General features: G+C 40.4%; 11 protein-coding genes. 2 read left to right on the top strand and 9 right to left on the bottom strand.

What is annotated here, in order from left to right; translation table 11 throughout:
* Nucleotides 1-86: 86 nt before the first annotated feature.
* Together HMPREF1321_RS08740 and HMPREF1321_RS08735 are read left to right on the top strand one after the other, a co-directional pair.
* Entirely contained in the window at nt 87-2,810 is a 2,724-nt protein-coding gene (locus HMPREF1321_RS08740) for a penicillin-binding protein 1A (protein ID WP_009422249.1), read from the top strand.
* Between the two features lie 131 nt (nt 2,811-2,941).
* The gene (locus HMPREF1321_RS08735; RefSeq protein ID WP_009422254.1) at nt 2,942-3,988 is read left to right on the top strand and encodes an endonuclease/exonuclease/phosphatase family protein; all 1,047 of its coding nucleotides are present in this window, start codon (nt 2,942-2,944) and stop codon (nt 3,986-3,988) included.
* An 80-nt stretch (nt 3,989-4,068) separates the two neighbouring features.
* Here the strand turns inward: HMPREF1321_RS08735 and HMPREF1321_RS08730 are convergent, their stop codons facing one another.
* The 9 genes from HMPREF1321_RS08730 to HMPREF1321_RS08690 form a co-directional block, all read right to left on the bottom strand.
* Complete coding sequence (locus tag HMPREF1321_RS08730; protein ID WP_009422274.1) at nt 4,069-4,833, bottom strand: porin family protein; 765 nt, start codon at nt 4,831-4,833, stop codon at nt 4,069-4,071.
* 18 nt (nt 4,834-4,851) lie between these two features.
* Nucleotides 4,852-5,640 (bottom strand): porin family protein, encoded by a 789-nt coding sequence (locus tag HMPREF1321_RS08725; protein ID WP_009422256.1) that lies wholly within the window; start codon nt 5,638-5,640, stop codon nt 4,852-4,854.
* A 31-nt stretch (nt 5,641-5,671) separates the two neighbouring features.
* Nucleotides 5,672-6,319, bottom strand: coding sequence for a CBS domain-containing protein (locus tag HMPREF1321_RS08720; RefSeq protein ID WP_009422271.1), 648 nt, complete (start codon nt 6,317-6,319; stop codon nt 5,672-5,674).
* 19 nt (nt 6,320-6,338) lie between these two features.
* Nucleotides 6,339-8,495: a PepSY domain-containing protein gene (locus HMPREF1321_RS08715; protein ID WP_009422259.1), complete on the bottom strand. Its 2,157-nt coding sequence runs from the start codon at nt 8,493-8,495 to the stop codon at nt 6,339-6,341.
* 91 nt (nt 8,496-8,586) lie between these two features.
* Nucleotides 8,587-10,827 (bottom strand): GH92 family glycosyl hydrolase, encoded by a 2,241-nt coding sequence (locus tag HMPREF1321_RS08710; protein ID WP_009422246.1) that lies wholly within the window; start codon nt 10,825-10,827, stop codon nt 8,587-8,589.
* Nucleotides 10,828-10,883: 56 nt separating this feature from the next.
* Nucleotides 10,884-11,789, bottom strand: a complete 906-nt coding sequence (locus HMPREF1321_RS08705; RefSeq protein WP_009422247.1) for a glycosyltransferase — start codon at nt 11,787-11,789, stop codon at nt 10,884-10,886.
* On the bottom strand, nt 11,786-12,808 hold the full coding sequence (locus tag HMPREF1321_RS08700; RefSeq protein ID WP_009422262.1) for a hypothetical protein: 1,023 nt from the start codon (nt 12,806-12,808) through the stop codon (nt 11,786-11,788). The genes HMPREF1321_RS08705 and HMPREF1321_RS08700 overlap by 4 nt, the downstream gene beginning before the upstream one ends.
* Nucleotides 12,799-13,518 (bottom strand): hypothetical protein, encoded by a 720-nt coding sequence (locus HMPREF1321_RS08695; protein WP_009419267.1) that lies wholly within the window; start codon nt 13,516-13,518, stop codon nt 12,799-12,801. The genes HMPREF1321_RS08700 and HMPREF1321_RS08695 overlap by 10 nt, the downstream gene beginning before the upstream one ends.
* Complete coding sequence (locus tag HMPREF1321_RS08690; RefSeq protein ID WP_009422255.1) at nt 13,499-14,353, bottom strand: glycosyltransferase; 855 nt, start codon at nt 14,351-14,353, stop codon at nt 13,499-13,501. Before HMPREF1321_RS08690 ends, HMPREF1321_RS08695 begins: the two co-directional genes overlap by 20 nt.
* Nucleotides 14,354-14,518: the final 165 nt, after the last annotated feature.

Genomic DNA, 14,518 nt, shown 5'->3' with positions numbered 1-14,518 from the left:
AAAGTGGAATAAGAAAAACGGTGGGATTCTTTGTTAATTGAAAATTATATCGTACTTTTGTACTTTAAACATCATTAAAACTAAGTATGAATCTGAAAAATATATCGTTTAAGAAGCTACTTACACAAGGCGGTCTTGCGCTTGCTACCCTGCTATCACGGTTGTTAGAAGGCTGTATCGCTTTGGCTTCGATGGTATATAAATTACTACGTTATGCCTTAAAAGTGCTCTGGGCGGTATTTATCTTCGCTTTGCTTATAATTCCTTATGGTATCTTTAGACTTTACCAAGGATATAAGAATAGAAAAAACGCTCCGAAAAAGGAACAGGAACAGATAGTATATACGGGCAACATATTCCACCGCAGTTGGCAATGGTTGCGGGCTAAACCTTATCAGTTTTACCTCAAATGCATAGGTATACCGATTGGGATAGGCGTAGCAGGTATACTGTTGCTCATCTTGTTAATTTACTTTGGGGCTTTTGGCAGGTTACCTTCAGAGGAGGATTTGAAAGAGTTGCGCCAATCGGAAGCGAGTCTTGTTTACGATTACGAGAACCAATTGATAGGGAAATTTTATATCTTCGACCGTACTAAAATAGAATACAAGGACTTCCCGCCTTATCTTATCAACGCACTTATCGCTACCGAAGACGAGCGTTTTTACTTGCACAAAGGGGTAGACACGAAGAGTTTGTTTAGGGTGTTCTTTAAATCACTGCTTTTGCAAGACGACTCATCAGGAGGGGGAAGTACTGTTACAATGCAGTTGGCTAAAAATATTTATGGGCGTGGACAGCGCTACGGGAAACTTTCGATGCCTATACACAAAATCAAAGAGATGATTATAGCCAGACGCATAGAAAAGGTATACAGCAAGGAGGAAATCTTGACGCTTTACCTCAATACTGTGCCTTTCAGCGATAATACTTACGGGATAGAAAGTGCGGCGCAACGATTCTTTGACAAATCGGCGAGAGACCTTACGCTTAATGAAGCGGCTACGCTTATCGGTACGCTTAAAGCGACGAATAGCTATAATCCGCGTACCTCGCCCAAGCGCAGTGAAGAGCGTCGGAATGTGGTATTGGCACAGATGAAGAAAAACAACTTGCTGACCGAAGACGACTTTAAAGTTCATACAAGAGACACTCTTAAAACTACGGCAACTACGGCTGAAAAAGATGGTGTAGCACCTTATCTTGTAGAGCAAATACGCTTACTATTACCTGAACTGCTGAAAGACGTGAAGAAGCCAGACGGTTCGCCTTATAATATCTACAAAGATGGATTGCGCATCTATACGACTATTGACAAGACAATGCAGGAATATGCTGAGAAAGCAGTGGAAAAGCATTTGACATCGTTACAACAAGATTTTGAACAGACCTATGGCAAACGTGCTCCTTGGAACTTGGACAGTGACTGGTTTAAGGAAGAAGTGAAGAAGTTGCCTGCTTATAAAGAACTTGAAGAGCAGAAACTCTCGGAATCGCAGATATGGGCGAAGCTGAGTGAGAAGAAGCCGATGGATTTATCTTTCTATACCGAAGACAGTATTAAAAGGCATAGTACATTGGACAGTTTGTCGCGTTTTATACGCATATTAAACACGGGATTTGTGAGTGTAGAGCCTCAAACGGGGGCAATTAAAACTTATGTGGGTGGAGCAGACTTCCGCTACTTTAAGTACGACCATATCCTACAAAGCCGTCGCCAAGTGGGCTCAGTTTTTAAACCGATAGTATACGCTACTGCCTTAGAGATGGGAATGCCTGTGTGCACGCACTTTTCGCCCCTGCCTTTGACCTATGCTGATTACGAATATTGGTCGCCACGCAACGCTTCTAAGACTGACGAAGATCCTAACATATATTACTCAGTATGCAAGGGATTACGAGAATCGTTGAACACCATAGCAGTACAAACGCTCTTTTATGCGGGGTTAAAGAACGTGATAAAGAAAACACGACAATTAGGTATCACCTCTCCCCTACCGAATGTGCCTTCGATAGCATTGGGTTCGGCTGAACTATCGGTGATAGAAGTAGCTAAGGCTTATACGGCTTTTGCGAACAAAGGGGTGCCTGTAGAGCCTTATTTTATCACCCGAATAGAGAACAAAAAAGGGGAAGTAATATGGGAACGCAAACCTAAGGTTTTAGCTCCTGCACTGAGTGAACGCACTGCGCAAATAATGATACAGATGATGCGCTCGACCGTGAACGAAGGTACCGCATCACGTATGCGTGGGCAATACGGACTTACCAATGACCTTGCGGGTAAAACTGGTACGACCCAAGACAATAAAGACGGTTGGTTTGCGGGAATGCTTCCCAACCTTGTGATGATTACGTGGGTGGGTAACGACCAGCAGATAGGGTTTAAAAGTACGCGTTTGGGACAAGGAGCTAACTCGGCATTGCCTATTGCTGCCTTGTTTGTATCGCAACTGAACCGCAACAGCAAGTATAAAGACCTAACGCGAGCTACTTTTAAGGTAAGCGAAGAGATACGTACGGAGGTAACTGAATGTGAGCCTACTGTACGCGAAGGTTTCTTTGACCGCCTTTTGAGCAGTACTGCCAAAGATACCATAAGAGCAGGAGATGTGCATTATCGGATTTATGAGCGCAAAGGTAAGCTACACAATGTGGAAGATGAGGAAGATATATCGGTAGACGATGTGGTAAATCCTGCCAATACACCTGCGACAGCACCAAGCACTCAAACAGCTACACAGGAAGGGAAAGAAAAGAAAAAAGGGCTTTTGGATAGGATTTTTAGTCGTAGCACGACAGGCGATTAGCCGTAGCACGACAGACGATTGAATGAGGAAATTAGGGAATGAGAAAATTAGCAAATGAGGAAGGATAAGATTTTAAGAGAGGCAATAAAACATTGAGATAACTAAAGACTAACAAATTAAAACTAATATAGATGAAAAGAATAGTATTTTTAATGGTGTCGTTCATCTTGATGACACCTTACATAAACGCACAAGAAAAAAAGAAGTTTGCTGTGAGAACCGTTGCTTTTTACAACGTTGAGAACCTTTTCGACACGATTAATGACCCTCATAAGTTTGATGATGACCGCACTCCTGAGGGAGCTGACCGTTGGACAAGTAAGGTGTATAACGACCACGTACACAAGATAGCCAAAGTAATTTCGGAGATAGGAAGTGATGTTACCAAACACGCCCCCGATATAGTAGGTCTTGCCGAAATAGAAAACGAAGCGGTAGTGAGAGACCTTATCAATACCGAATATTTGAGGAAATATAATTATGGGATTGTACATTACGAATCACCCGACGCTCGTGGGGTGGATGTAGCCCTCATCTACAAGAAAAGCGTGTTTAAACCTACTGCTTCATTTCCACACCCTCTATACCTCACCAAAGATGACGGAAAGCCTCTTTACACTCGCGACCAACTGTTAGTAAGTGGTGAATTGGACGGTGAAATGATTCATTTTATAGTAAACCACTGGCCTTCGCGTTTTGGAGGAGAAGCTAAAAGTAGACCCAGTCGTGAAAAAGCGGCGGCTTTGAACAAGAAAATTATAGATTCACTCCTCAGCAAAGACCCTAATGCTAAAGTGATAGCAATGGGTGACTTTAACGACGACCCTATTAACTCAGGCTTTAAGAATGTGTTAAAGACCAAAGACAAAAAAGAAGATGTAAAACAAGGAGAGTTATTTAACCCTATGGAGGCTATGCTGAAAAAAGGAATGGGAACGTTAGCCTATCAGGACGGATGGAATCTCTTTGACCAGTTTTACTTTACTTATGATTTGCTAAAAGAAGACAAGAGCAGTTACCGCTACTGGAAAACGGGGATATTTAATCGCTCGTATTTGGCTAACCCCAAAGGGCGCTATAAGGGATATCCTTTCCGCAGTATGAGCAATGGTAATTACACTTGGGGATATTCTGACCACTTCCCGGTGTATATGTACCTTATCAGAGAACTGAAATAAGGGAATAAGAATATTTATGTTAGCAATTGAGAGGCTACCCGAAGAGTTTAAAATATTTTCGGGTAGCCTCTCAAACTTTTTTATTCTTCTCTCACCTCTGTTGTCTCCTGAGTAGGTGCTTCTACAGGTGCTGTACTCTCAGGCTGTGGAGCAATTACAGGAGGCTCTTGCTCCTGTAAAGGTCTGTTTTTAGAGAGTTTAAAACCTACACCTACCGAAATGGCAAAGTAATAACTTTGAGCGTCTTTAAAGTTTAGATAAGGAGTAGGTTCTTGATTGGTGAGAGGCGATAGATTGGTAGAAAAACGACCGTCTACAGTAAGGATGATTTTAGGAAATTCCCACATCACACCTCCTCCTAAATGCAAATTCATCACAATACTACTGAAATGTGAGGTGATATCATACTTTTCACTGTATTGTTTCTCGGAATAAGAGGCTAAAAGTAAGAATTTAGGAGCTACCCCTATTTGTCCAAATCCCCTAAATTTCTTTTTACCTTCTATTTGTAGTAAAATAGGTACTTCCAAACAATCAAAACGAATAAAATGACGGTCGGATAGTTTTAAATCAGAACCTTCGGGACGAAAAGGAATAGCTTCGCGTTTGTACATCACTTCGGGTAAGAATACCCAATGGGTCTTGAGCGGAAGGCGGAAGAATACGCCTGTATTAAAAACTCCTGAATGCCCAAAGTACTCTATATTATAGCTTTCATTGGCTGTTTTAGGAGTTATAACGCTTACCGTTGCCAAAGGATTATTAAGTTTTACTCCTATGGCTGTCTGAGAAAAACTGAGTGTAGTAACACTCAAAAAAACGATGGTGATTAAAAAACGTTTCATAATATATGTTGTTAAAAATTAAAAATCTTGTTCTTGTGGTGTATTCACCTCAGCAGGAATACTATCATTAGTAATTGTTGGGAGCTCTTCCTGAGGAATAGCCCTTTCTAAAGGCAATGCTTTCTTTTTAAAAGGTTTGTAGCCTGCGCCTAAAGAAAACGCAAAATAATAGCTTTGTGCCTTACTGAAATCAATATCAGGGGTGTTCTTTTCAGAGGTAAGTGGTGTAAGGTTGGTAGCGAGTCTTCCATCAGCAGTAAAAACCCAATCTCTTCTGTTCCATAAAACACCTCCCCCAACATTTAAATTGAGAACAACCCTATTAAAAGAGTTCGTAACATTATGGTCGCTTCTTTCTAAAACAGCAGAGTACTTTGCTGAAGTTAAGAATTTAGGAGACACTCCTAATTGAGCAAACCCTCTTACGGTGCGCTTTCCTTCCCATTGTAACAGGATAGGAACCTCAGCATACCAAAATTTATATACTCCGCGATCAGAGAGAAGTTCTTCTATTGTTTCCTCTTGATGAAAAAACCAAACCCCTTCACGCTTGAACAACGCTTCGGTTTGTAGCGCCCAATGTGTTTTTAGAGGTATTCGCATAAAAGCTCCTATATTAAAAGCCCCTATATAAAACTCACCAAAAATACCTCCTCCGTTTCTAATCCCCTTAGGTGTATTTGCAATTTGATGTTTCATTACATTAACTGCTACAAACGGATTAGCAACTTTCACCCCTACGGCTATTTGGCTATAGCTAAATGCCGAAATACTTAAAAGCATAGCAGTAATAAAAAAACGTTTCATAGTATATTTAGTTAAAGATTATTCTTACCTCTTATCTGTTACCTAAGTCTAAGTATTTTTCAAAATAATCAGCGATGTCTTTGAGTTCTTGGCGGTAGTGATCGTCGTCTTTTTCGGTAAGGATACCATAGCCATAACGACGGAAGTCCTGTAGTATATCCGAAAATCGTTCGCTTGCGAGTTTGAGTCTGATATGCACGTTGTCTTCCGTGCGATTGGAGAGATAAAGTCCTAAAAGCGTCCCCCCGTTTTCCTCTACAATTCTGCTAATTTCAGCAAACGAATAGCTCAGTGCATCTTTCTGTAAGATAAGCACGTGTCCTGCTTCTTGTATAAAAGGGGTTTGGGTGAGTTGTAGCACAAACTCATCTAAGTGATAGTAGCCTATAAAGTGTTCTTCTTTATTGATAACGGGCAACATATCGGTGTGATAACGTCCAAAAGCCTCTACCACAACATCCCACGTTGCGGTTAGCGGTACAAAAAAGCGTTCTAACGCATATTGATAATCGGCTACTGTAGCTTCTTTATCCTCCTCATCTACTGCTTCTTTGCGGAGTACCCCTATAAAAGTATTGCCTTCGCACACGGGCAAAGCTGAAAGCAAATGCGCCTCAAAAAGCAACTTTACTTCCTCTATTGAAGTATTAGGTTCTATGTATAAAAAATGTGTTGTCATATTCTTTCCTCTTATCTAATCAATAACAATCCGTTTTGATTTGTCCTTTGTTTTGGTAGTAGCTCAGCGGTTTTTCTAAATACTCTCTACAAATCGCCTCTAAGACTTCGGTCACTGCTTTCTCCATTGCAACCGACCCGCATATCATTATAATTCCTTTGTTTTTAATGAGTTCAGCAAAGAAAGGAGCTTCTCTTTGCAAGATGTCTTGCACATAGAATTTATCCCCTTCACGCGAGAGAGCTTGCCAATAGTTGGCTATCTTTCCTTCGCGAGTAAACTGTTCTATATAAGGGCGGTAGATTTCCAAAGAGGCTTCACGGCGACAACCCCATATCAGGGTGATAGGTTTCTTTTGGGTATTTTCGGCTATCATTCCCATAAAAGGCGCCATCCCCGAACCATTGGCAATACACACCACTTGGGGCGCTTTTTTAGGGAAATGGAAATGTTTGTTGGCTACCAAAGCAGCTTGCAACGTATCGCCTATTTGCAAATTGTTCAGCAGGTTAGACACCACCCCTTGTGAGTGTAGCTTCACGCTCAACCACACATCTCCTTGGTATTTGGCAACCGAATAGAGCCGTTCGCGCCCGTCTTCTGGGGTAATGCCCAAGAGGTCGCCAGATACAAAACTACTTTTTTGGGACGGGCGTAGCGCTATTAGGAAAATATCGTCGTCCATTACGGGCGTTTTCTCCGTTACCGTAAAAGAGAGCGGTTTGCGCTGAGGCTGTACTTTGAAATCATCAGGCAAAGCCAAAGAGAGCTTTTGCGCCATAGCCCAAGCCGTTGCCCACGCTTTAAACTGACCGAAATCTTGGTCGTTTACGGTATATAAAGGAAGCGCACATTCTGCTTGTGCAGTAGCCGATAGTAGTTGGTCTACTTCTTTGGCATATTTGCAGAAATCGGGGTAAGAGTCAGAGCCAAAACCGAGTACGCTATACGCCAAAGGTTGTGTGGGGGGATATTTCGCCCATAAGTGCGCAAAGTGAGTCGCATTGATAGGCGCCTCACCATCGCCATAAGTGCAAGTAAATACAATGAGTTGCTCTGCTTTAGCAAAACGAGTGTAGGCGTTCATATCGGTCAGGTAGGAACGCTTGCCCAAACGGAGGAGTTCGTTATGGAAAAGGATAGCAAACTTGCGGGTGGAGCCTCCTTCGGTGCCTACTAACACGATGTATTCACATTCGCTTTTATCAAACGGATTGTTGATGCCTTTCTTTCGTTTTCTCAGGGTCATCGCAAAACCAGAGTAGAGGAAGAACAACAGCGCCACACACGAGAGCAACAAGACGGTTGCCCAGAAGTAATGCCCTTTGCCGATGTGCAGGGTGCGCACCAAATACGCCAAGCCTTTGTATGGAGAGGTGGAGGTGCTAATCACCTCGCCCGTAAACTGATTGACTACTATATTTTTATCGATGAAATCTACTTTATAGACCTCTTCTACATCTTCAAAAGCAGGGAATTCTACTTGACGCACTTCGGCGAGAGGTACTTGGAAAACGGGGAAGTCTTTAGCGGGTTTTACGGGCGTTTCTTGTAGTGTGCTAACATCGTAATTGTGTTCAGCTTTGAACTTAGGAAACACTTTCACGGTTTCGAGCATCATATACACCCCTGTGAGGGCAATAATAAAGATAGGCACGAGCGCCCAGCGCCCCAGAGCACTGTGGTAATGATTGTAGAATTTCTCTTGTGGAAGCTTGTGGAAAAACCTGCCCCAGCGTTGCTGTTTGCGGGCGATGAGCCATATACCCGACAAGGCTACTACACACAAACACAAAGCTGTAAGTCCCATTATCACCCGTCCCGTTTTGCCCATATAGAGTGAGCGGTGTAGCGTTTTGATGAATTGTATAAACTTCGAGGGTTTGTAATCCCCTTTGATGACCTCCCCCGATTGCGGATGGATAAAGAGTTTTTCGCCCTCAGCCGTCTCTATTTGCACAAAGTGATTGCGGTCGATAGAGAGTTTAAGCGCATCTATATTCTTTTCCTTCAAAACGGCAATTGTTTGGGCAAGGGTAGTGCTTTCAAACGCTGCACTTTTGTAAGGCAACGTTTGGTTATACACCGATTCACCTGCTAAGATGCCCCCCGTGAGAGCCCCCAGCAGTATGAATACCCCCGCTATCAGGGAAAGAATTAAATGAAGTTTACGCATAATAATTACGAATTACGAATTACGAGTGACGAATTACGCAAAGGCGATTTAAGACTTTTGAACAGCCTCAGTATCACACTTTTCTTACCTCTTATCTCTTACCTAACTCAAATCGTATTTTCTTTGCATTCTTTAGCGCCTCGTGACTGATAAAATAAGATTTGTAAGGCTTGTCGTCGATGTAAATATTTTTAATGTAAATATTTTCAGGCGAAGCATTACTTTCTATCACCAAATCACCAGCAGGATAGTACTTTGGATCGCGTTTCAAAGTGATTTTGGTAAACTTAGGCGAGGTAAAGGTATAGTTAGGCTCGGCAGGAGTAATAGGGTAAAAACCTGTCATTCCGTAGATAAGCCAAGCGGACATTACCCCTGTATCTTCATTACCAGGGAGTCCCGCAGGTTTGTTTTGGAAATACTCATTGATGAGTTGGTCTACTTTCTGTTGGGTTTTCCACTCTTTGCCTTTAAGGAAGTTGTAGAGATACGGATAGGCAATATCGGGTTCGTTTGCCATATCGTACTGCTTACTGTCGAAAATATAATCAAGTTGCTTTTCAAAAGGTTTTTCACCGCCCATTAGCTTGATCATTCCTTTTACATCGTGCGTTACCATATATACGTACTGCCACGCATTGCCCTCTATATAGCCTACATTTTCTTCAAAGTTAGCCCCACTTTCGGGGTTGAAAGGTGCATACCACTTGCCATTGGCGTGACGCGGACGCAATAAATGGGTTTCTTTGTCGAATAGTTTTCTATACGAATAGGCTTGTTTGTTAAACTTCTCGTAATCGGCTTTTTTGCCTATTTTTTTAGCAATTTGTGCAATGGCAAAGTCAGCAGCATTGTACTCTTGGGTAGTAGATACAGGTCCTTTTACACCTCCGTCTACACTCAGGTAACCCAATTTCCAATACTCTTTCACTCCTGGGCGTATAGGGTTATTTTCAAGGGTATTCGCCCCTTTGAGCATCGCCTCGTAAGCTGTTTGTATATCAAAATCGGTGAGACCGCGCAGGTAAGTATCTGCTAATACTATGCTGGCAGGGTCGCCTACCATCGTAAAGGTTTCGGTAGAATTGAGTTCCCATTTGGGTAGCCAACCGCTTTCTTTGTAGATGTCGAGCATCGTGCGCACCATTTGCAGTTGCTGTTCGGGGTAGAGCAAGGTGAGCAATTGGTGGTAATTGCGATAGGTGTCCCACAATGAGAACACCGTATAACGCTGGTGATTTTTGCCTATTTTGTTAGTCTTGCTCTCAGGGTAATCGCCATTCACATCGTTTAGTAGGTTGGGGTGAATAAGCACGTGATAAAGTGCTGTGTAGAATATCGTTTTTTGGTCATCAGTACCGCCTTCTACGGTAGCGCGGAGGGCATCGTTCCACGTTTGGCGGGTAGCGGCATACACCTCGTCGAAAGTGCGGTTGCCTATCTCTTTTTCAAGGTTTTCACGGGCGTTGGCAATGCTCACGTACGAGATACCCACTTTGAGTTCCACAACTTCCTCTTTATCAAATTTATAGCGGAAATACGCCCCTATACTATCGCCTACTACCTCACGGGCAAATTGTTCTTTGAGGCGGGTGTCACCGTTGTACCACATCCATTGGGCTTCCACCCCTTGGTGTTTTTCTGGCTGATGCCAAACGCCATAAGAAGGGGCTACTTTGTTCACTTTGGCTACAAAATACACCGGATATGCCAGCTCCGGACTGTTATAGCAGAAAGTCCCTACCATACGCATTCCTTCCACCTCGGTAGGCGATACGAATTTGAGCATCGCGCCCTTTTCGTTGGTGAGTCCGAGTCCGAGATTGATGAGCAAATTAGCTTCTCCTTTAGGGAAGTGATAACGAGTGATACCTGCACGAGTGGTGGCAGTAGCTTCCATTTTGATATGGTATTTAGTGAGGAAATTGCTGTAATAACCCGCTTTAGCCACCTCATTTTGGTAGGTTGAGCCATATTTTAGGTGATTTACCTCCAATTTACCAGTAGTAGGCATTGCGATAATCACCCCGAGTTCAGGACAACCCACACCGCTGAGGTTCACGTGGGTAAGTCCGGTGAAGAATTTATTTTCATTTACATAAGGATTAGAAAGCCAGCGACTGTCTTTTTCGAGCGGAGCTTTCACCCCCGTAGTATCGAAAGCTACATTGAAAGGCGAAATGCTAAGCATACCGCGCAGAGCAATAGCCCCAGGGTGCGTAGCGCCAAAGTTAGAAGTACCAATGAGCGGATTGATATAATCCACAGGTTGTTGTTGAGCGTGTAGTGAGCTTGCAATGCAAAAGGTAAGCAAGGTAAGTAAGTGTCTCATTATTTTTTTAAGGGTTATGTTTGTCTTGAAAAAGAATCTTGGGCAAAGATACAAAATCATCTCCTAAATCGACACATATTTAGCAAGAAAAAAAGGAAAAATTTCTTTTTGCTACGCATCAGTTGGGTATTGTATTGTATCAGTACCCCCATACGTTGAAAGTAGTTTCTCAAAAAACGCTCATAGATAGTGTATGCCTCTACATTTTTATCGAGATACTGAATGTAGTTTTCTACGTGTTTTTTATGATAGCCCTGCAGTACTTTAGAGACTTTGTTCTTAATAGTAGCCCAAGAAAGTTGGTTCAGATGTCCGTGAATATTGTGTCCGTGAAGACGATAGTGTATATATGAATGAGCGTCTATATAAACCCTAAAGTTTCGGCTTCGAGCAAAAAAATAAATAAGCCAATCGTGCGAAAAGTCTTCCCAGCCTTCTGATCTTACATTTCTTACAAAACGTTCTAATTGTATTGCGAATTTCTTTGTCAATACGTAAGTACATCCTGCACTTCCTCCTTCAAAAAGGTAATCAAACTTCTTTTGGGGATAATCTTTTTTTAAAAGGCTAAAACTTTGGGTTGCCATATCCCATTTAGTAAGATTGGAGCAGTATAAGTCAGATTTTTGTTCACCTAAGCAAGTGATCGCTACTTGTAATTTCTCAGATAACCAAATATCGTCTTGGTCAGCAAAGGCTACGTACTGAAAGTTTTCTTCAAAGTTTATTTCTGAGAGCATTTTCAAGAAGTTATTAGCAGCTGACCCCGTGGGGGGAATGTTGATACGAATATTAATATTAGGAAATATGCTTTTTATCAGCTCAATGGTATTATCTGTACTACCGTCGTCATTCACTGTAATATCTACCTCTACTCCTTTTTGAGAAGCTATAGAGTTTATTTGTTCTTCTATGTATTTTTCACCATTAAAGGTTGCTAATAATACTTTTATTTTGTTCATATACTGAAATTTTGTAGTAGCAAATCGTTGGAATGTGTATCGATAAGCGAATAGAAAAAGTAGCCCAGCAAAACAACTGAACCATAATCTAGTAAGGTGTTTAACCTTACATACTCTCCCTCTTCTACTTTAATGAACAGCAGAGACATTAAAAGATAAGGAGAATAACGAAACCCTGCAATGGGGCTAATGAGAAAACTTAGCAAATAGATGATTAGCGTAGTGATAATAATTGGGTTCCAGAAACGCTTCCTCAAAAAGTAATAAGCTACTGCGCAACCACCAATAATGGTAGCAAAAAATACATAGTGGGCGAGGCTAAAATGATATTCTTGACTGTAAGTGACAATTCTGTAGGTAATAGTATGGAGTAATGGAATATTAGCAAACTTTCCTAAGAAAAGCATCGGAATGAGCAACAATACAAAAGCTAAAAGTAACCATCTGTAATATTTCCACCTATGAAATACCAGTATGATAGGGGCAGAAGAGGTAAGATGAATAAAAGGAGCTAAAAAAATGAGGTAAGTGTTCCGATTGCGATAAATTAGGTAGATAAAATACGCAAAAATAACATATTGTGCTCCATTGCGGAGCAACACGTGTGCAAACAAAAAGTAAAACAAGGTGAAGAATATGTTCTTCTTCCAAGTTCTAACATCGTCTACAAACATTAGCCACACAAAGAAAGTTGTTATCAGAAAAAAGTTTAAATAATAGATAGCCGCAAAGATAGTTTCATTGCTTGAAAAAAATAGTCCAAAAAACCGATACAAGATATACAAATAAGGCTCTTTGCTAATGTAATCTACCCACGATACAAATACAAAACTATCACTAAAGTAATGAATGTAGGCATCATAATCTTTCGTTAGATGGAAAGCTATCATATTCCTCAAAAGGAACCCAAATCCTACAAAAAAAACTGCACAAAGGAACTTATACTTGTTTTTAGGGAGAAGACACCCTATGAAATAGCTTGCATAGACCAAAACTACAAGTGTAAAAATCAATTCCATACAATAACCATTAATATTACAATTAAAATAAAATGTGCCACAATTCGGCTTGTGGTAAGAATATTCAATTCCTTTAAACCTTTTCCATTATCTATAGAAACCATTATTCTCGGATCAAGAAACAACAAAATACACATTGCTCCAAACATATTCAGAATTTGACTGTAAGAGCTAAGAGTCAAAGCACGTTGAGGATAATAATAAGCAATGTAATACAAAAAGGTCATACTAAAACCGTAGACCAAGAAAGCCGATAAAGAGAAAGCAAAAAACAGAAAATCAGATTTGTGCCATTGCTTTTCAACAGTAGTGATAGGATTTAAATTCACTACAAAATCCTTTTTGTACTCTTTTTTCCCCAAAAGCTGATTGAGGCGCGTAATAATAAACTTTGACAAAAAAAGACTATACTCCCTATGATAGAGTGGGAAAATAAATAAAATAACAAGTAAATGAGCGAGACCTATCATCTCCCAAATGAGTGTTTCATCCTTAATACTCTCGGTGTAATATGCCATTATAGGCACAAATACAAGAATGAAGCCTCGAGCTGAATACTGAAAAACATTAATAAGAGAAAACAAATAGCGATAGTTCTTAGCATCGTGTAGGTTATATTTTAAATGATATGTAAATACATCTACAAAAATGGAAAATGCATACATTAAGGGAGCTATGATAAATAATATTTTAGTATTGATACTTTGCATAAAGCTTCTTGTTTGTGAAATAGTCGTTAAAAGCGTCTTTAATATTTTTAACAGTTGTTTTTTTGTCATCTGATAAGAAAAAGTACATAGGAATTCTGTATAGCAGTTTGAAAAGATGTTTACACTTCCACTTCCAACTTATATAATTCCTGCCTAACATAATCAGTCCGTTGCGTACAATGTAGTATTGTCTTATTTTGTTCCTATGATAAGGTTTCTTCATCCATAAAAATTTCACAAATACATCGCCCATATTGTGTCGCATTTTGCTGTCAGACAAGTAGATTTGATAGCCTTTGTGAATTGCTCTTAAACACCATTCATAGTCAATATAATCTATAAAGAGAGTCTCATCCATTAGACCTACATTTTGAAGTACCTTTACTGGGATAATACTCCCTGATGTAATGATAGTTTCTACTCGATGAACATTTGAAGAGTTTTTTGCGGAGACTCCTTTTTTGTCGACTACCGTAGCTCCTACACTACCTACTTTTTCTTCTTTCTGAAAAACGTTCAGCATTCTATCAAAGAAGTTATCATCTATCGGGAGAGAATCTTGATCAAAAAAAGCAAGATATGCTATCTCATTAGAATAGTACCGGAGCACATATTTAATTCCTATGTTCAAGGCTTTGGAAAGACCTATATTGCATTCATTTTTAATAATAATGGCATTGGGTGTACTCTTTTTTATTTGAAAAAGGATCTCCTCTTCACACTGATTCACCACTACTATTACCTTATGTGATAGTTTGCTAATGGTTTCAATATTGTAAAGAACCTCTTTTTCGGGAGCATACAATACAATTACCGAGACAATATTTTTGTTCATTTCTCTTTCTTTACTGAACCGCAAAAGTAGCAACTCTGCCGAAAAAAAACAACAAAAAGGACGTATTTTTATTTTTTGAGTATTGATAAATAACTTCTCAAAGAGACTCTGAGTATATCGGAAGGAAACGGAGAAATTCAGAAGAAGGAATTTAGGTAAAAGGTA

This window comes from Capnocytophaga sp. oral taxon 412 str. F0487, from assembly GCF_000271925.1.
In the GTDB taxonomy this organism is placed as follows: domain Bacteria; phylum Bacteroidota; class Bacteroidia; order Flavobacteriales; family Flavobacteriaceae; genus Capnocytophaga; species Capnocytophaga ochracea.
Note: the sequence above shows the minus strand (reverse complement) of the source record. Positions and strands in the feature narration are given on the sequence as shown.